Raw genomic sequence first — 19066 nt, 5'->3', positions numbered from 1 at the left:
ATTAAATAATTAAATAATTAAATAATTAAATAATTAAATAATTAAATAATTAAATAATTAAATAATTAAATAATTAAATAATTAATTTATTTCATGGATTATAAGCATCAATATTTAAATATATGAAATCTATATCTCTTGATGCTTTTGCAATAATGTTTGGAGGAATGCATTTGTCAATGACAGCACCAGCACATATAACACTGTTATCACCAATAGTCACACCTTGTAAAATTGTAACGTTGGCACCAATAAATACATTACGGCCGATAATCACTGGTTTGCAACTGTAATCACTACTCATTCGTTTATCAGGGTGTAACGAATGAAAATTACTATCAAAACAGATAAAATTAGGTCCTATCATGCTATCATCACCAATAGTAATAGAACTCTTATCTGCGATGATAACTGCATTGTTGTTAATGTGTACACGTTTGCCAATATATATATTCGCAGCAGAGCTTCTAGCTTCAAGATAGCACTCACCTGTAAATAATTGAGGCGATGGATAAACACCCAGCATACAATCTTCGTCTAAGTTTATTTTACCTTGACCTTGCAGATTTAATTTCTGAACAACGTGCACGTTCCCTCGACACACTAAATTATTCAGCAGCCCTATTTTATACATAAAGTTAAAATAAAAGGTACGAAACTTAATCGTAATTAACGGGCGAATTTTCTTACATTTAACAAAATAGTTAAGCAGCATAGTAAATAGTTAACCAAATACGCAATAGTTGCTCCCTTAAGCCCCATGTTTGATACAAAAATATAGCTTAAGAAAACAAATGATAGCGAGAATATTATTTCAGTGCTGACAAACCATTTTGTAGCACCACGAGAGAGCATTGGATATGCATACAGCCAGCTGGCTATTTTTATGACATCACCTGTTAGCTGAATAGCAAACAAATCTCGGACACTACGAAAGGCGTCAGTAAATAGTAGTGTAATCGCAACATCGCGAAGCAGATACACACCAAAGGCCATAGTAGCGACGATGGGAATAATTAGACGAGCAGTTTTATGAATTTCACCGATAATTAAATCTATATCTTTAAGTGATGCTAAACGTGGCAAGTAATAAGTGCCAAGCGCCATCGTGATCACACCTAAATAAACCTCTGAAATTTTATATATTGCTTGCCATTGGCCAGCAGCCTCCCAACCCACCTGGGAAATTAAAATGTTTCGTACCAAGATTAATGAGATGGGCACAGTTAAAGCACTGGTAATTGCCATTAGCATATAACTACCAATTTGCCTCCTCGCCTGTGGCTCTACACCTCCCCACCAATAACGAAGTTTAAACCAAGGCTGCTGCAGATTGGCAATCAACATCACAATGCCAATTAAAGCGGCTTGTACTGCTGAGGCTAACAAAGCACCTTGAATTTTGTACAAGGCAACCATCCCAAGCATCATACAGCCAGAAATAATTGCAGAAATCATGCCTAGACCAACGTAACGACGGTATAACTGCTGTCCATTAATTATCGAGTTAAGTAAGGTACCAATAGCTGCAAACGGCAGCATCATAACAGTTACTATTACAACCCAAGCCAATCTTTTATCTTGAAATAACCAAGCTGATATCGGTTTTGCAAATAGCAAGCCACTTGGAATTGCAATCGCCGAAATAATTAATACCCATTGCAGGGCTGCACGCCACCAAGGGGCGCAAATATCAAAGCCTTGCTCTTTATACTCAGCAGTAAAACGCACCAAACCATTACCTACAGGCGCATTAATTATACCATTTAAACTGCTCACCATGCTTTGGACTTGGCCTAACATAGCCATGCCAGTGGGGCCAGTATAAATGGCCACCACCTTGGCAATCACAAACCCCATCGCCATTCTGAGCAAGGTCAATAACCCTGTCATAGCGGTGACTTTGAGCAAACGCTTCATGCATTAAATCCATTAACAGCCGCAATGACATGCGCAACCGCCGCTTCACTCATCGTAGGGTCAAGCGGAAGAGAAAGAACTTGCTGATGGATTTCTTCCGTCAATGGCAGGGATATAGTGTTCCACTGGCTATATGCCTGCTGTTTATGTGGCGCAACCGGATAGTGGATCAGGGTCTGAATACCTTGCTCGGCTAGACAAGCTTGCAATGCTTCACGCTTTTCACAGCGCACAACAAACAGGTGCCAAACATGTGCCAGCTCATCGATAACATTAGGCAATGTGACCAATGGATTCGTGATCCCAGAACGATAAACTTGAGCAATTTGTTGGCGACGAATGGTCTCAGCTTCCAGATACGGTAATTTTACACGCAACATGGCAGCCTGAATCTCATCAAGGCGGCTATTAACGCCCTGATACAGGTTTTCATACTTCTTATGAGAACCATAATTGCGCAAGGCCTTCAGAGTCTGTGCAAGTTGATCGTCATTAGTAGTGATCGCACCGGCATCACCAAGGGCACCGAGATTTTTACCAGGGTAAAAGCTAAATCCAGCAGCATCGCCCCAGTTACCCGCTCGTTGGCCATTAATCTCGGCGCCATGCGCTTGGGCACAATCTTCCAGCACCAATAAGTTATGCTGTTTGGCTATGGCCATAATTTCTGGCATTGGTGACAACTGGCCATATAAATGGACAGGCAAGATCGCTTTTGTTTTAGAAGTGATCGCTGCTGCAACGATAGCAGGATCGAGGTTATAGGTAACAGGACTCGGCTCAACCAAAACAGGAACCAAGTCATTCTCGGTGATTGCCAATACAGAAGCGATATAGGTATTAGCTTGGACAATCACCTCGTCACCGGCTTGCAGTTTGCCCAGTTCCCTCCACGCGCGTAGGGTAAGGATTAATGCATCCAGCCCATTGGCCACACCAATCACGTGCTTGGTGCCGCAATAAGTAGCAAATTCAGTTTCAAATTGGTTCAGCTCATTCCCCATAATATACCAGCCTGAGTCAATCACCCGGGCGCAGGCATCTTTAAGATCTTGTTGATATTGCTTGTTGATAGATTTCAGATCAAGAAAATTAATCATCCACTTCATTCCAATATAATTATTTTAAGATAAGTACAGGCCGCCATTTATTTCATAGTTAGCGCCAGTGATATAATTTGCATTGTCACTCACCAAGTAACAAACGAGTGCAGCAACCTCATCGGGCCTGCACAGTCTCTGTAGTGGGATGGTGCCTATAATGTTTTCCAAAACATCAGGACGGACATTCTTGACCATTTCAGTGTCTGTATATCCGGGGGAAATGGCATTTACAGTAATGCCGTACCTTGCGCCTTCTAATGCAAGAGCCTTGGTAAAACCAAGAATTCCAGCTTTCGCCGCACAATAATTAGCCTGACCAATCTGCCCCTTATTTGCATTGACTGAAGAAATATTAATTATACGACCATAATTTTTATTTCTCATTGCACTAAAGATAGGTTGCGTCAGATTAAAAAGAGACAAAAGATTAACATTTATAACTTGATACCAATCACTATATTCCATCTTATGGAACATGGAATCATTTACCACCCCAGCGTTATTAACAAGAATGCCAGGAGTTAGTTCCAAAGATATCAAATCCTCTAAAAGCTGTTTGCAAGCAAATTGATCCGTGACATCAAGTTGCCTGTAGAGGACTCTTTCATTCCTATAATTTGGTATCGTATTGTTATACGTCGCTATAACTTTATAGCCGATTTCGCTCAGGCTTTTTACTATTTCAGCACCGCTCCCAGCGGAACAACCAGTCACAAGAGCCACTTTATTCATACAGTGCCTTGAATTTATTTTTAAATTCAGCTACAGATTCCTGAGTGATTTCAAAATAAAAGTTGTTATCATCCTCACCGATTTCTACTGCACCAAATTTCTTATGAAAATTAACAACTTTCTTATTCTCCTTCATTACCTCAAAATGACTTTTTTTAAATTTCAACCTATTAAAGCCAAACTCATAAACTAACATGGCACTTTCTAAGGCTGCATAGCGAGTTTTATCTTCATTAAGAATCCAACTCCCCCAACAAAATGAATCATTTTTTATATCATATATTCTGACTGTACCACAAGGGATGCCATCATTTCGTTCAATTATGAAGTAAAATTGCTTTTCTTCTCTTTCATCATCCTTGTATTTTCTAATCCAAGATTTTTGTCCATCAAGGCTTGCATCTACTCTAGACAGAAAATTATTATATCTATTATCCAGTCTTAAGCTTAAGATAAATTCAGCATCAGACTCTTCGACATATCGCATACTAATTGTTTTGGATTTTAACATTCATCACCTCTGTTTTAAATACGTCATAATCCCTGATATAATCAGACTCATCATATGGCATGTTCGCCAAAACCATTAGCACGCAATCATCGGAAAAGTCGTACATTTCATGCCATTGCATTGCATCGATCAACAACCCTTTATCTGGGGTTGACAATATAACCTCTTCCTTATTGTCTCCATCATCCATGATAAAACGGCATGAACCTTTTATGCAAATAGCAAGCTGTTTTAAATTTTTATGGGCATGAAAGCCACGAGCAACCCCTTTCTTTGTATCATATAAATAATAGACTCTACTAATATTAAAAGGTATCTGATTATTGGATTCCAGAGCAATTAATGATCCTCTTTCATCCCCAAGCACCCTGAAATCAAGCAATTTAATCAACATTAACCAAACCTTTTATATTCTGAAAAACTCTGCGAAGTTTTATCTTTTTCCGAAAGAAATACCCCTTCTACAGGCCATTCGATATTAATATCAGGATCATTCCAGAAAATTGAGCCTTCACTCTCACGATGATAATAGTCTGTCGTTTTATATAAAAAGTCTGCACTATCGCTCAGAGTTACGAAGCCATGCGCGAAACCTTCAGGGATCCATAACTGACGTTTATTTTCTGCAGAAATATGAACCCCCACCCATTGACCAAAAGTCGGCGAACTTTTCCTGATATCTACCGCCACATCAAACACTTCACCTGCCACACAACGCACCAGCTTGCCCTGGGCATGGGGGGGGAACTGATAGTGCAAGCCACGCAACACCCCTTTTGAAGATTTGGAGTGATTATCCTGAACAAAGGTAACCGGATACCCTACAGCCTCTTCAAAGAGCTTGTGGTTGAAACTCTCAAAGAAAAAACCACGCTCATCGCCAAATACTTTTGGCTCAAAAATAAGCACGTCAGGGATTGCCGTTTTGATTACATTCATCTGCCTATCCACATTGAATTCAATCTTTATAGAGGGAGCATCTTCCCCCATATCACATCAGGCTTTGACAACCATTCTTAGCAAATATTGGCCATACGCATTTTTTGCCAGTGGCGCAGCAAGTTCACGGACTTGGTCGGCAGTAATAAACTTCTGGCGATAGGCAATCTCTTCCGGGCAAGCTACTTTTAACCCCTGACGGGTCTCGATGGTCTGAATAAAGTTGCTCGCTTCGATCAGGCTTTCATGGGTGCCGGTATCCAGCCAGGCATAACCTCGGCCCATCATCGCCACCGACAGATTGCCTTGCTCCAGGTAGATACGGTTCACATCGGTGATTTCCAGCTCACCACGGGGCGATGGCTTCAGGCTCTTGGCGATCTCCACCACGCTGTTGTCATAGAAATAAAGACCTGTCACCGCATAGTTGCTCTTGGGCTCCAACGGCTTCTCTTCCAGAGAGATTGCGGTACCCTCTTTATCAAATTCCACCACCCCATAACGCTCAGGGTCATGCACATGGTAGGCAAAGACGGTAGCGCCACTCTCTTTGGCTGCCGCCGCTTCAAGCTGTTTCTGCAGGTCGTGACCGTAGAAGATGTTATCGCCCAGCACCAGCGCACAGGGGTCTGAACCGATGAACTCTTCACCCAGAATAAAGGCTTGTGCCAACCCATCCGGACTTGGCTGCACCTTGTATTGCAAGTTCAGGCCCCACTGGTTGCCATCACCCAGCAGTTGCTCAAAACGGGGGGTATCTTGCGGCGTGCTGATGATCAAAATATCCCGAATACCGGCCAGCATCAGGGTGCTGAGCGGGTAGTAGATCATCGGCTTGTCATAGATGGGTAGCAGCTGCTTGCTCACCGCCATGGTCACCGGATAGAGACGGGTGCCTGAGCCACCGGCTAGAATGATGCCTTTACGTTTGGTCATGATGCTTGTTTCTTATTTTTAAATTGCAAAAGAAAAGGGTGGCTTACGGCCACACCTTTTAGGTTTTATCCCTGCCAGTCAGGGATGCAGTCACTACACCCCTGACCAGTGATTTATTTGCCCAGGATCTCGGTCAACATCCGCTCCACACCGACGGTCCAGTCCGGCAGCACCAGATCGAAGGTGCGCTGGAATTTGCCAGTATCAAGGCGAGAGTTATGGGGTCGTTTGGCCGGGGTCGGGAAGGCACTGGTCGGCACCGCATTGAGCTGCGTCACCGCCAGTTCAGCGCCAGCCTCTCTGGCTTTGGCAAACACCAGCTGGGCGTAGTCAAACCAGGTGGTGGTACCGGAGGCAATCAGATGGTACAGCCCGGCGACCTCGGGTTTACTCTGCGCCACACGGATCGCATGGGCGGTGCAATCAGCCAGTAACTCGGCGCCGGTCGGTGCGCCGAACTGGTCATTAATGACTGACATCTCATTACGCTCTTTGCCAAAGCGTAGCATGGTCTTGGCAAAGTTGGCGCCTCGGGCGGCGTAGACCCAGCTGGTGCGGAAGATCAGGTGACGGGAGCAAATAGCGGCGCCTTGTTCCCCTGCCAGCTTGGTTTCGCCGTAGACGTTGAGCGGGGCGGTCGCATCGGTTTCCACCCAGGGGCGCTCACCGCTGCCATCAAACACATAGTCGGTGGAGTAATGCACCAGCCAGGCACCCAATGCTTCCGCTTCTTTAGCGATAGCAGCCACACTGGTGGCATTGAGCAGTTCGGCAAACTCCCGCTCGCTCTCCGCCTTGTCGACTGCGGTATGGGCCGCGGCGTTGACAATCACGTCCGGTTTGACCAGACGTACCGTTTCGGCCACCCCTGCCGGGTTGCTGAAATCGCCACAATAGTCGGTGGAGTCAAAATCAACGGCAGTGATGTGCCCCAACGGCGCCAGTGCGCGCTGCAGCTCCCAGCCTACCTGGCCGTTTTTGCCAAACAGCAGGATATGCATCAGGCACGCACCCCATCGTTCTGTTCAATCGCGGAATAGTGCTGCTCAATCCAGGATTGGTAGGCGCCGCTCTTGACGTTGCTGACCCACTGCTGGTTATCCAGATACCACTGCACGGTTTTGCGAATGCCAGACTCGAACGTTTCTTGCGGTTGCCAAGCAAGCTCACAGCTCATCTTGGTCGCATCGATCGCATAGCGGCGATCGTGACCGGGACGATCCGCCACATAGGTGATTTGATCGCGGTAAGAGCCCGCTTTCGGCACCATCTCGTCCAGCAGATCACAGATGGTGTGTACCACCTCCAGATTCTGCTTCTCGTTATGACCGCCAATGTTGTAGGTCTCCCCGACCAAGCCAGTGGTCACCACCTTGTAGAGCGCACGTGCGTGATCTTCCACATAGAGCCAGTCACGGATCTGGTCGCCCTTGCCATAGACAGGCAGCGGTTTGCCATCCAGCGCGTTGAGGATCACCAACGGGATCAGCTTCTCGGGGAAGTGGTACGGGCCGTAGTTATTGGAGCAGTTGGTGACGATGGTCGGCAGGCCATAGGTACGGCGCCAGGCGCGCACCAGATGGTCGCTAGATGCCTTGGAGGCAGAATAGGGGCTGCTGGGGGCGTAGGGGGTCGTTTCGGTAAAGAGTGGCAATGGCTCACCAGTGGCGACCTCATCCGGATGGGGCAGATCGCCATACACCTCGTCGGTGGAGATGTGGTGGAAGCGGAAAGCCGCCTTGTGTACCGCGTCCAGACCGTTCCAGTAGGCGCGAGCCGCTTCCAGCAACATATAGGTACCGACAATATTGGTCTCGATAAAGTCAGCCGGGCCTGTGATGGAGCGATCAACATGGCTCTCGGCGGCCAGGTGCATCACCGCATCCGGTTGGTGCTGGGCAAACACCCGATCCAGCTCGGCGCGATTGCAGATATCCACCTGCTCAAACGCATAACGATCGCTTGTCGATACACTGGCCAAGGATTCCAGATTGCCCGCATAGGTGAGTTTATCGAGGTTGAGAACTGAGTCGTTGGTATTTTGAATGATATGACGAACAACCGCCGAGCCGATAAAGCCGGCACCACCAGTGACAAGAATCTTCATAGTTATGCTCTTGAAAATTAATAGAAAATTTAGCTATTGGGACGCTTTTAAGCGACGATGACACTCGTCTTTGCAGCGGTTCTCTGATGCAGTGCAAGTCAAAAGCAATAGCTACCGCCCCTGAGTTACAGCCCCCAGTTTGCTGCTTTTAACCAGATTGTGTGTGCTGTTGGTCATCATGCCCTCCAGCCTTGTTATATGTTGACAGCGCCGATTCGTAATCACGGCTGACTACATCAAAGATGCCACGTTTGTGCAACACCTCTAAAACCGCACTGCTTTAGCCCGATTGAGCGTCGGATTCTATCCCTTTTTTTATAGAAATGAATAGTTAAAAATGGGCGATGCTGGCGATCTCGATAAAGATTCGATAGAGAACAGGTGGATTCTTATGAACACCAATCGAGTAATGTGATAATAAGCGCGTGCATTACGCTCGCAAATCATTGCTAGATAAGGAAAAAAACAAACGAAACCCTGTTGCTATAATTACTAACCACATAAAAACAGGGCGAACCTGATGGTTCGCCCTGTGACGGTAAGATAACGCAAGGAGAGATCTGTGGCTACTGTCAGCTTTTTTCTTTGCCACCCTCGCTATCGACGGCTTGCCAGCCGCCGCCAACAGCTTTGTAGATCGCGACCTGGTTGCTGAGCTGCGCCAGACGGGTACTGATCAACCCCTGCTTGGCACTGAACAGCGAGCGCTGGGCATCGAGTCGGGTGAGATAACTGTCTACCCCCTTCTCGTAGCGCACCTCCGCCAGCTTGAAGTAGGTCTGGTTTGCCTCCACCAGTGCCTGCTGCGCCTGCAGTTGCTGCTGATAGTCAGCCTGGGCGCCGAGTGTATCCGCTACTTCCTTGAACGCGGTCTGGATGCTCTTCTCGTAGCTCGCCACCGCCTGCTTGGTGCTCACCTCGGCCACGTCCAGATCCGCGATACGCTTGCCGCCATCAAAAATCGGCAGGTTGATCTGCGGCATGAAGGTCCAGGTACCGGTGCCGCCATCAAACAACCCGCTCAGCTGGTTGCTGGCGGTGCCCGCCGTCGCAGTCAGCGAGATGGTCGGGAAGAAGGCAGCACGGGCGGCACCGATATTGGCATTGGCGGCCTTCAGGCTGTGCTCGGCCGCCAGGATGTCCGGGCGCTGTTGCAGCAGGCTGGATGGTGCACCCACCGGGATGGCCGCCAGCTGCACCTCGGCCAGGGTCGCCGGCTGGGTCATCAGCGCGGGGACGCCAGTCCCGAGCAGCAGTGCCAGGCCGTTGCGATCCTGCTTCACCTGCCGCTGGTACTGGGCCAGGCTCACCTTGGCGCTTTCCAGCGCGGTACGGCCTTGGGCCAGCTCCATTTCGGAGGCGGCCCCCAGCCGGTACTTGTACTCGGTCAGGCCATAACTCTCCTGCTCGGTGGCCAGGGTCGCCTCGCTCAGCGCCAGCAACTCCTGATCCGCCAGCAGGGTGAGATAGGCGTTGGCCACCGAGGCGATCAGCGCGATCTGGGTGCTGCGCTGGGTCTCCACTTGCGCCAGATAGTTTTCCAGCGCCTGATCTTTGAGGCTCTGGATCCGGCCGAACAGGTCCAGCTCGTAGGAGGTGATGCCGATGTTGGCACCGTACTGGCTGCTGATGGTGCCCTGCCCCGTGCTGCTGAGATCATCCGAACCCTGCTGGCGGGTACCCGAACCATTGGCCGCCAGGGTCGGCAGCTGGGCCGCCCGCTGGATCCGGTATCTGGCCTCGTAGGCCTCCACATTGAGGGCCGCGATGCGCAGATCCCGGTTGTTCTCAAGGGCCGTGGCGATCAGCTGCTGCAGGGCAGGATCGAGGAACTGCTGGCGCCAGGGGGAAACGGCCACCTCCCCTGTCTGGTTGCTTTGCCAGGCGGCGCCTTGCGGCAGCGCCGGGCGCTGGTAATCGGGGGCCATGGAACAGCCCCCCAGCAGCAGGGTCACGCTCAGGGCGATCAGGGTCTTAGTCATGTTTGATCTCCTCGGCATGGGCCAGACGCGCCTGCTTGGTGCTGTGCTTGGTGAAATAGCGCATCACCAGCACGAAGAACAGCGGCACGAAGAAGATGGCCAGCACGGTGGCACTGATCATCCCTCCCATCACACCGGTACCGATGGCGTTACGGCTGCTGGCGCCGGCCCCGGTACTGATCACCAGCGGCAATACACCGAGGATGAAAGCGAGCGAGGTCATCAGGATCGGACGCAGGCGCAGGCGCGCCGCCTCCACCACGGCTTCGCTCAGCCCCATACCCCTGTCATAGAGCTCCTTGGCGAACTCGACGATGAGGATCGCGTTCTTGGCCGACAAACCGATGGTGGTGAGCAGACCCACCTGGAAGTAGACGTCGTTCTCCAGCCCGCGCAGGGTGGCGGCCACAATGGCCCCCAGCACCCCGAGCGGCACCACCAGCATCACCGAGAACGGAATGCTCCAGCTCTCGTAGAGGGCGGCCAGACAGAGGAACACCACCAGCAGAGAGATGGCGTACAGGGCCGGTGCCTGAGAACCTGCCTGCCGCTCCTGATAGGAGAGACCGGTCCACTCGATGCCGATGCCTTCCGGCAGCTGCTTTACCATCTGCTCGATGGCGGCCATGGCGTCACCGGTACTCTTGCCCGGCGCCGCTTCCCCGACGATCTCCATCGCCGGTACGCCGTTGTAACGCTCCAGCCGTGGCGAGCCGAAACTCCAGTCGGTGCTGGCAAAGGCGGAGAAGGGCACCATCTGACCGGCGCTGTTGCGCACGTACCAGAGCTTGAGATCTTCCGGGTTCATCCGGAAGGGGGCATCCGCCTGCAGGTAAACCTTCTTGACCCGTCCTCTGTCGACAAAGTCGTTCACATAGGCAGAACCCCAGGCACTGGAGAGCGTGCTGTTGATGTCGCTGATGGAGAGCCCCTGCGCCAGCGCCTTCTCGTAGTCGATCTTGATGTCAAGCTGGGGGGTGTCTTCCATTCCGTTCGGGCGTACCCGCACCAGGTTGGGATCCTGCGCCGCCATGCCGAGCAGCTGGTTGCGCGCCGCCATCAGCTTGTCGTGGCCCACACCGGCCCGATCCTGCAGGAAGAAGTCAAAACCGGTCGCCGTCCCGAGCTCCGGGATCGGAGGCAGGTTGAAGGCGAACACCTGGGCTTCCTTGATGCTGAACAGGTAGCCCATGGCGCGGCCGATGATGGCATTGGCGCTGCGATCTGGCGTGTTGCGCTCCTTCCAGTCTTTCAGCTTGATGAACGCCATGCCGCTGTTCTGACCGCTACCGGCGAAGCTGAAGCCCGCCACCGTCAGCACGGAGTCGACGTTATCCTTCTCGTTTTTCATGAAGTAGTCGCGCATGTCGGCCAGCACCACCTCGGTGCGCTGCTTGGTCGCACCGACCGGCAGTTGCACCATGGACATGATGACCCCCTGATCCTCTTCCGGCAGGAAGGAGGTGGGCATTCGCATGAACAGAATGGCCAGTACCGCCAGCATGGCGGCGTAGATGATGCCGTAGCGCACCCCTTGCTTGACCACCTTGCGCACGCCGCTCTGATAGCGGTTGGCGCTGGCGTCGAAGGCCCGGTTGAACCAGCCGAAGAAACCGCGCTTGGCACCGAACTCGCCATGCTTGATGGGCTTGAGCAGGGTGGCGCACAGGGCCGGGGTCAGGATCAGTGCCACCAGCACCGACAGCACCATGGCCGAAACGATGGTGAGCGAGAACTGGCGATAGATGGCACCGGTCGAGCCGCCGAAGGAGGCCATCGGCACGAACACCGCAGAGAGCACCAGGGCGATCCCCACCAGGGCGCCGGTGATCTGGGTCATCGATTTGCGGGTCGCCTCGAGCGGAGAGAGATCCTCCTCGCTCATCAGGCGCTCCACGTTCTCCACCACCACGATGGCGTCATCCACCAACAGGCCGATGGCCAGCACCAGACCGAACATGGTCAGGGTGTTGATGGAGAAGCCGAACGCCGACATGACGCCGAAGGTCCCCAGCAGCACCACGGGCACGGCTATGGTCGGGATCAGGGTGGCGCGGAAGTTCTGCAGGAACAGATACATCACGCAGAACACCAGGAAGATCGCCTCCACCAGGGTCTGTACCACCTCCTCGATGGAGATCTTCACGAACGGCGTGGTGTCGTACGGGTAGACAATCTCCATGTTGGCCGGGAAGTAGGTGGAGAGCTCATTCAGCTTGCCACGCACCTTCTCGGCGGTATCCAGTGCGTTGGCACCGGTCGCCAGCTTGATGGCCACCGCCGCGGTGGACTGACCGTTGTAGAGCGCCTCGGCATCGTAGCTTTCGCCGGCCAGTTCGACCCGGGCCACGTCTTTGAGCCGCACCTTGGAGCCGTCCTGGTTCACCCGCAGCAGGATGTCGTTGAACTCCTCCACGGTGGAGAGCCGGATCTGCCCCATGATGGTGGCGGTGAACTGCTGATCGGTCACCGCCGGGGTGCCCCCCAGCTTGCCGAAGGCCACCTGGGTATTCTGCGCCTTGATGGCGGCCTGCACGTCACCCGGGGTCATCTGCACCCGGTTGAGCTTGTTGGGATCGAGCCAGACCCGCATGGAGTACTGGCTGCCGAACAGGGTGATGTCCCCTACCCCATCCAGACGACTGAGCGGCTCCTTGATGTTGGCCACCACGTAGTCGGCCAGGTCATCGTTGGTCATGGCGCCATCTTTGGAGATGAAAGCGGCCACCATCAGGAAGCTGCTGGAGGTCTTCTGGACCCGGATCCCCTGCTGCTGCACCTCTTGCGGCAACAGCGACATGGCTTGCTGCAACTTGTTCTGCACCTGCACCTGGGCGATGTCGGGGTCGGTCCCCGGCTGGAAGGTGAGGGTGACCGATACCCGGCCGGAGGAGTCCGACTGGGAGGACATGTAGAGCAGGTGATCCAGCCCGGTCATGTTCTGCTCGATGATCTGGGTCACCGAGTCTTCCACCGTCTTGGCGGAGGCCCCCGGGTAGCTGGCGGAAATGCCCACCGCCGGCGGTGCAATGCTCGGGTACTGGGCGACCGGCAGCTTGATGATGGCCAGGCTCCCCGCCAGCATGATCACCAGGGCGATCACCCAGGCGAAAATGGGTCTGTCTATGAAAAATCGTGCCATGAGGCGACTACTCCATCCTACTTGTTGGCCGGGGCATTGGCCGGCGCCTGGGCAGACTGCGCAGCGGCACTCTGTTCAGCAGGTGCCACGACGACCCCGGGTTTTACCTTTTGCAGGCCGGCGACGATCACCCGTTCGCCCGCCTTGAGACCGGATTCCACCACCCAGTCACTGCCGACGATGCGGCCCAGCTGCACTTCACGCAGCTCCACCTTGTTGTCCGCCGTCACCACCATCACGGTGGCGCCGCCTTTCGGGGTACGGGTCACCGCAGTCTGCGGCACCAACAGCCCCTCGGCGCGCTCGCCCTCCTGCAGGGTGGCACGCATGAACATGCCCGGCAGCAGCAGCTGATGAGGGTTGGGGACGATCACCCGCAGGGTCACCATGCCGGTGGTCTCATCCACGGTCACGTCGGAGAACTGCAGCGAGCCCTCTTCGCCGTAGGTGGAGCCATCTTCCAGCTGGAAGCTCACCCGGGCGCCTTTCTGCTCGTCCTGGGTCAGCTTGCCGGCCGCCACCTGACGCTTGAGACGCAGCAGATCGGCGGTGGACTGGCGCACGTCCACATACATGGGATCGAGCTGCTGGATGGAAGTGAGGCTGTCGGCCTGCTGGGCCGTCACCAGGGCACCCTCGGTCACCGCGGACTTGCCGATGCGACCGCTGATGGGGGCCGTGATGCGGGTGTAGGCCAGGTTGATGTTGGCGGTCTGCAGCGCCGCCTTGGCGGCACCGATTTCGGCCAGCTGCTGCTTCCAGGCCGCGTCGGCGTCGTCATACTCCTGGCTGCTGATGGCCTTCACCTTCACCAGCTCGGCATAGCGCTTGGCCTTGAGGCGGGTGCTCTGCTCATTGGCCTGCGCCTTGGCCAGGTTGGCCTTGGCACTGGCCACCGCAGCCTGATAGACGGCGGGGTCGATCTGGTACAGTAGCTGACCGGCTTTGACGTCGCTGCCCTCGGTAAAGAGACGCTTGAGAATGATGCCGCTCACCTGGGGACGCACCTCGGCGACCCGCAGCGGGGCGCTGCGACCGGTCAGCTCGGTGGTGAGCTGCAGCGGCGCCGTGTGCAGGGTGACGACATCCACCGCGGCCGGCGGCATCGCACCGGGCCCCTGCTGGGCACTGCCCTGTTCGCTGCAAGCGGTCAGCAGACCGCTCGCCAGCAGCGCAAGGCCGACTGAACGTGCGAGAATATGTTTATGCATGGAGAACCTGAGCCTCTGTCTATCAATGAATAACCACAGGGTTTATAGGACCCGGTTGGTAAAATCGGAAAGATGAGGCAATATACATACATTCATAAATGTATGTAAGTGACTTTTTTTACTTTTACAAGGTGCGCGCAGAGATGGCCAGAAGAACCAAAGAAGAGGCGCAGCAGACCCGCTGCCACATCATGAGTACGGCCCTGGATCTGTTCTGCTCACACGGCCTGGCCAAGACCAGCCTGACCGACATCGCCAGGGCCGCCGAGCTGACCCGGGGCGCCATTTACTGGCATTTCAAGAACAAGGAAGAGCTGTTCGTCTCCCTCTGGGAGGAGCTGTGCCAACCCCTCTCCCACCAGCTCGATGCCTGCGTCTCCGAGCTGGAGCCCGACCCCCTCGGCAAGCTACGCACCTTCCTCAAGGGAGTGATCATCAAGATAAGCACCGAGCCCGCCCATCAGCAGATGTTCACCATCATGTTCAACCTGGAGTCGCTGGAGGGAGAGGCCATCTCCTTGCGCGAACACATGCGCAGCCAGTCCAGCAACTTCTTCCGGGATCTCGAGATCACTCTGGGCAATGCAGTACTCCTCGGCCAGCTGCCGCAGGGGCTGGATCTGCAACGGGCAGCCACCCTGCTGCACTGCACTCTGGACGGCTACATCATCAACTGGCTGCACTTCCCAGAGCGCATCGATCTGCGCCAGGAGGCCGACTTCCTGCTGGACAGCCTGTTCGCCCTGATCGCCCTGCCAACCGGCCCGGCCGCCCGTCGCCCCTGAGCCAGCAAGGCCGAACACTGGCGGCCCTGGCCAGGCGCAGACAACCCCTCACTTCCTTCCATCTCCTGCCATCCCTTTGGCGCCCCGGCGCCAAATTGGCTCAAGTTTGCTATAGTCACGCCCCCGAAATTGAGTTGCGCCCCCCGAACCAAGGTGCCTGCCATGTCCCGTTCATCCTCCTCTTGCCCTCCGGCCTCCATTGACATGCCCTCAGCCGACCCATGGTCAGCGGCGCGCCAATCGTTTCTGGCTCTGCTCCCTCCCGGCGCCCACCTGCTGGAGGCGGGCTGCGACGAAGGCGACGATCTCTGCTTCTTTCGCCAGCAGGGGTTGGTGGTGACGGCCTTCGATGCCCGCCTGGCACAGGCCAGGATCGCCTCGCGGCGCAGCGGCCAGCCGGTGCGGGTCTGCAGCATCGAGCAGTTGCATAGTGTGGTGCCCTATGACGGCATCTGGGCGCGCGGCGCCTTGCCGGCGATCGCGCCAGACGAGCTCAGCGACGCGCTGGCCCATCTGGCCGGCCTGCTCAAGCCCGCCGGAGCGCTCTATTGCGCCTTTCCCCACCCCAGTGGCCAGTTCGCTGCCACCGGCAGCACATCTGGTGATACCGCAGCCGAGGTACACCTCTGCCAGACCCGGCTCGATGAGGACGGCCTGCGCCAGCTCATCGCCCCGCTGCCGCTGCAACTGCAGCGGTGCTGGGAGTGTGAGCAGGCGGATGGCCGCTGGCTGCACGCTCTGCTGATCCGCGCCTGAAAGAGCGCGTCAAATTAATCACCAACCTTTCTTCGCGCTCACCTCGTCAGTGGCTATCACTACCACGATCACATTTAACAATATTTAACTCGACATTAACGCACACAAGACAGACATGATGCGGATTTTGTGTTAAAAAGCGGCATTAAAATCAAAATTAAATAACAAATCAGACACTAACACCTGGATTTACTTATGAAACTTGTCCTCAAACTGGTTGCCGGCATCCTCGCCGGTCTCTTGCTCGGTCTCTACGCCCCGGAATGGGTCGCACGCGTGCTGTTTACGGCCAAGACAGTCATAGGTCAGCTGATCACCTTCACCATTCCGCTCATCATCCTGTTCTTCATCATGAGCGGCATCGCCAGCCTGCCAAAGAACTCCGGCAAGCTGCTGGGCAAGACGGTCGCCCTCTCCTACTGCTCCACCATACTGGCGGGTCTGTTCGCCTTTACCGTGGCCAGCAACCTGATCCCGCGCCTGACCACCGCCGCCGAGCCCACCGCCGAGAGCGCCATCAAGCTCGCCTCCTACATCAACCTGGAGATCCCGCCGCTGTTCGGGGTGATGTCGGCGCTGGCCGCCGCCTTCGTGTTCGGCATCGGCATCAGCGCCACCCAGGCCACCGATCTGCGCCGGGTCGCCGATCAGGGCCGTGACATCATCGACCGCCTGCTGGCCAAGGTGATCATCCCGCTGCTGCCCTTCTACATCGCCGGCGTCTTCGTCGAAATGACGGTGGAAGGCACCGTATTCGCTACCTTGAAGACCTTCGGCGTGGTGCTGGTGATGGCCATCGTGATGCACTGGCTCTGGCTCTCCGTGCTGTTCGTCGGCACCGGTCTGGCCCTCGGCCGCTCTCCGGCCCAGCTCATCAAGAACATGCTGCCGGCCTACTTCACCGCGCTCGGCACCATGTCCAGCGCCGCCACCATCCCGGTCGCCCTGCAGGCCAGCAAGAACAACGGCGTGAGCGACGGCATCGCCAACTTCACCGTGCCGCTGTGCGCCACCATTCACCTGTGTGGCTCCACCATCACGCTGGTGACCTGCGCCACCGCGGTGATGTTCCTCTCCGAGCATCTGGCCATTCCGGGTATCGACACCATGCTGCCCTTCATCATGATGCTGGGCGTCATCATGATCGCCGCGCCGGGTGCCCCGGGTGGCGGCGTCATGTCCGCGCTGGGTCTGCTCACCTCCATGCTGGGGTTCGGTGAGGCCTCCATCGCCCTGATGATCGCCCTCTACCTGGCCCAGGACAGCTTCGGCACCGCCTGCAACGTCACCGGCGACGGTGTCATCGCCCTGTGGGCCGACCGTTTCGCCCAGAACGGCGAGCCAGCGCTCAGCGCCGAGCAAGACGCCGCCTGATAGAACAAGCAGATAAAAAAAACGGGAGCCATCGGCTCCCGTTTTTTTATTAGGCGTTTTCTTCAGGCGGCAGCGGCTCGGTAAACACCAGCCGGTTACCGAAGGGATCCCGCACCTGCAGCTCGCGGCAGCCCCAGGGCATGGTCTCAATGGTGGGGTTCGCATAGGCATAACCCTTAGTCCGCCACTCGGCCAGCAACGCATCGAGCTTGTCGGTCAAAAGGCGCAGAGCCGCTCCCGGGCAGGCATCGTCGTGATGCTCGGAAAGGTGGATGATCCAGTCCCCCCGAGAGACCTGCAAGTAGAGCGGCATATCCGGGCCAAACCTGTGCTCCCAGTCGATGACAAATCCCAGGTAATCGAGGTAGAAAGCGCGCAACTTGCCTTCATCGAAACTGCGCAGGATGGGTATGATCATGATGTCTCTCCTCTACCGTTTGGGTAGTCGGGGTAAAGCCCCAAAGTCTGACCTGCGCAAAACTGAGCAGGTCAGACACTATCATGGCGTCCCTACTCGGCCATTTTGCCTGCTCATGGGTTACTGCCACGGCGGCGGATCACCCCTTCCTGCGCCGTGCTCGCCACCAGCACACCGTCGCGAGTAAAGAACTGGCCGCGCACCAGGCCGCGACCGGCGCTGGCGCTCGGGCTGTCCACCACGTAGAGCAGCCAGTCGTCCAGCCGGAAGTCCCGATGGAACCACATGGAGTGATCGATGGTGGCCACCTGCATGTCCGGCTCCCAGTACGACACGCCGTGGGGCTGCAGGGCGGTGAACAGGAAGTGGAAGTCAGAGGCATAGGCCAGCAGGTACTTGTGCACCCGCTGATCGTCCGGCATCTGGCCATTGGCCTTGAACCAGACGTGGCGCAGCGGCTCGTGCACGTCGGGGCGGATCGGGTCGACCAGGGTCACCGGGCGAATTTCGATGGGCTTCTCGCACATGATCTTGTCGCGCAGGGCGGGCGGGATCTGCTGCTCGTAGGGGCGCACCAGCTCCAGCTCGCTCTTGAGCTGCTCGGGCGGCGTGATCCCCGCCGGCATGGCGATCTGGTGTTCAAAGCCGTCCGCCTCGACCTGGAAGGAGGCGTTGAGATAGAAGATGGGCTTGCCGCCCTGAATGGCCTTGACCCGGCGGGTGGAGACGGTCTGACCGTCGCGGATGTTCTCCACGTCGTAGACGATGGGACGGTTGGCATCGCCGGGGCGCAGAAAGTAGGAGTGGAAGCTGTGCACCTGGCGATCGCTTGCCACCGTCTGCTTGGCGGCTGACAAGGCCTGCCCCATTACCTGTCCGCCAAACACGGCCCGCAGACCGAGATCCTGGCTCTGGCCCCGAAACAGGCCCTCCTCGATTTTTTCAAGCGCCAGCAACGCCAGCAGCTCATCAAGTACCTTGCTCATTATTATCTCCTGTGTCAGTGCGGGAAGGCTAACAAGCCCGCCCGTGCCGAGCAACCACCCCCGCCTCTGCCAGTCGCCTGCCCGGCCCCATTAATTCAGCTTTGCGTGAATTTGAACAATAACGAACTCAAAAGGCGCCAACAAAAAGGCCCGCCGAAGAGGCG

Annotated in this window: 18 protein-coding genes; 3 read left to right on the top strand and 15 right to left on the bottom strand. The window is 55.0% G+C overall.

Features of this window, described 5'->3' with window-relative positions; translation table 11 throughout:
* Positions 1 to 91 precede the first annotated feature (91 nt).
* The 13 genes from PG899_RS21240 to PG899_RS21180 all read right to left on the bottom strand — a co-directional run bounded on the left by PG899_RS21240 (position 92) and on the right by PG899_RS21180 (position 14583).
* Entirely contained in the window at positions 92 to 589 is a 498-nt protein-coding gene (locus PG899_RS21240; protein ID WP_270697649.1) for a DapH/DapD/GlmU-related protein, read from the bottom strand.
* 80 nt (positions 590 to 669) lie between these two features.
* Positions 670 to 1920 carry an O-antigen translocase gene (locus PG899_RS21235; protein WP_270697648.1) on the bottom strand — a complete coding sequence of 417 codons (1251 nt, stop codon included), beginning with the start codon at positions 1918 to 1920 and terminating at the stop codon, positions 670 to 672.
* On the bottom strand, positions 1917 to 3029 hold the full coding sequence (locus tag PG899_RS21230) for a DegT/DnrJ/EryC1/StrS family aminotransferase (RefSeq protein ID WP_270697647.1): 1113 nt from the start codon (positions 3027 to 3029) through the stop codon (positions 1917 to 1919). The genes PG899_RS21235 and PG899_RS21230 overlap by 4 nt, the downstream gene beginning before the upstream one ends.
* Before the next feature lie 15 nt (positions 3030 to 3044).
* Entirely contained in the window at positions 3045 to 3755 is a 711-nt protein-coding gene (locus PG899_RS21225; RefSeq protein WP_270697646.1) for a 3-oxoacyl-ACP reductase, read from the bottom strand.
* Positions 3748 to 4266, bottom strand: coding sequence for a GNAT family N-acetyltransferase (locus PG899_RS21220; RefSeq protein WP_270697644.1), 519 nt, complete (start codon positions 4264 to 4266; stop codon positions 3748 to 3750). The genes PG899_RS21225 and PG899_RS21220 overlap by 8 nt, the downstream gene beginning before the upstream one ends.
* The gene (locus tag PG899_RS21215; protein WP_270697642.1) at positions 4244 to 4660 is read right to left on the bottom strand and encodes a sugar 3,4-ketoisomerase; all 417 of its coding nucleotides are present in this window, start codon (positions 4658 to 4660) and stop codon (positions 4244 to 4246) included. The genes PG899_RS21220 and PG899_RS21215 overlap by 23 nt, the downstream gene beginning before the upstream one ends.
* Positions 4660 to 5205 (bottom strand): dTDP-4-dehydrorhamnose 3,5-epimerase, encoded by a 546-nt coding sequence (gene rfbC, locus PG899_RS21210; protein ID WP_270697641.1) that lies wholly within the window; start codon positions 5203 to 5205, stop codon positions 4660 to 4662. The genes PG899_RS21215 and rfbC overlap by 1 nt, the downstream gene beginning before the upstream one ends.
* 57 nt (positions 5206 to 5262) lie before the next feature.
* Positions 5263 to 6141 carry a glucose-1-phosphate thymidylyltransferase RfbA gene (rfbA, locus tag PG899_RS21205; protein ID WP_270697640.1) on the bottom strand — a complete coding sequence of 293 codons (879 nt, stop codon included), beginning with the start codon at positions 6139 to 6141 and terminating at the stop codon, positions 5263 to 5265.
* Positions 6142 to 6254: 113 nt separating this feature from the next.
* Positions 6255 to 7142, bottom strand: coding sequence for a dTDP-4-dehydrorhamnose reductase (gene rfbD, locus PG899_RS21200; RefSeq protein WP_270697639.1), 888 nt, complete (start codon positions 7140 to 7142; stop codon positions 6255 to 6257).
* Positions 7142 to 8248 carry a dTDP-glucose 4,6-dehydratase gene (gene rfbB, locus PG899_RS21195; RefSeq protein ID WP_024944112.1) on the bottom strand — a complete coding sequence of 369 codons (1107 nt, stop codon included), beginning with the start codon at positions 8246 to 8248 and terminating at the stop codon, positions 7142 to 7144. Before rfbB ends, rfbD begins: the two co-directional genes overlap by 1 nt.
* Before the next feature lie 572 nt (positions 8249 to 8820).
* A complete protein-coding gene (locus PG899_RS21190) occupies positions 8821 to 10230 on the bottom strand; it encodes an efflux transporter outer membrane subunit (protein ID WP_024944111.1) in 1410 nt (469 codons plus the stop codon).
* Positions 10223 to 13372 (bottom strand): efflux RND transporter permease subunit, encoded by a 3150-nt coding sequence (locus PG899_RS21185; protein ID WP_024944110.1) that lies wholly within the window; start codon positions 13370 to 13372, stop codon positions 10223 to 10225. The genes PG899_RS21190 and PG899_RS21185 overlap by 8 nt, the downstream gene beginning before the upstream one ends.
* A 17-nt stretch (positions 13373 to 13389) precedes the next feature.
* A complete protein-coding gene (locus tag PG899_RS21180) occupies positions 13390 to 14583 on the bottom strand; it encodes an efflux RND transporter periplasmic adaptor subunit (protein ID WP_024944109.1) in 1194 nt (397 codons plus the stop codon).
* Between the two features lie 143 nt (positions 14584 to 14726).
* Here PG899_RS21180 and PG899_RS21175 point away from each other — a divergent pair, with 143 nt between their 5' ends.
* The 3 genes from PG899_RS21175 to PG899_RS21165 all read left to right on the top strand — a co-directional run bounded on the left by PG899_RS21175 (position 14727) and on the right by PG899_RS21165 (position 17498).
* Positions 14727 to 15368 carry a TetR family transcriptional regulator gene (locus PG899_RS21175; protein WP_042862723.1) on the top strand — a complete coding sequence of 214 codons (642 nt, stop codon included), beginning with the start codon at positions 14727 to 14729 and terminating at the stop codon, positions 15366 to 15368.
* 252 nt (positions 15369 to 15620) lie between these two features.
* On the top strand, positions 15621 to 16124 hold the full coding sequence (locus tag PG899_RS21170) for an SAM-dependent methyltransferase (RefSeq protein WP_024944107.1): 504 nt from the start codon (positions 15621 to 15623) through the stop codon (positions 16122 to 16124).
* A 195-nt stretch (positions 16125 to 16319) separates the two neighbouring features.
* The gene (locus PG899_RS21165) at positions 16320 to 17498 is read left to right on the top strand and encodes a dicarboxylate/amino acid:cation symporter (protein WP_024944106.1); all 1179 of its coding nucleotides are present in this window, start codon (positions 16320 to 16322) and stop codon (positions 17496 to 17498) included.
* Between the two features lie 49 nt (positions 17499 to 17547).
* Here PG899_RS21165 and PG899_RS21160 read toward each other — a convergent pair whose 3' ends face one another.
* Positions 17548 to 17916: a glyoxalase superfamily protein gene (locus PG899_RS21160; RefSeq protein WP_024944105.1), complete on the bottom strand. Its 369-nt coding sequence runs from the start codon at positions 17914 to 17916 to the stop codon at positions 17548 to 17550.
* 113 nt (positions 17917 to 18029) lie between these two features.
* Positions 18030 to 18902 carry an acyl-CoA thioesterase II gene (gene tesB, locus PG899_RS21155; protein WP_011706717.1) on the bottom strand — a complete coding sequence of 291 codons (873 nt, stop codon included), beginning with the start codon at positions 18900 to 18902 and terminating at the stop codon, positions 18030 to 18032.
* Between the last annotated feature and the right edge of the window lie 164 nt (positions 18903 to 19066).

The organism is Aeromonas sp. QDB39, assembly GCF_027707585.1.
In the GTDB taxonomy this organism is placed as follows: Bacteria; Pseudomonadota; Gammaproteobacteria; order Enterobacterales; family Aeromonadaceae; genus Aeromonas; species Aeromonas hydrophila.
The sequence above is the reverse complement of the archived record's forward strand: the minus strand, read 5'-3'. Positions and strand labels throughout refer to the sequence as shown.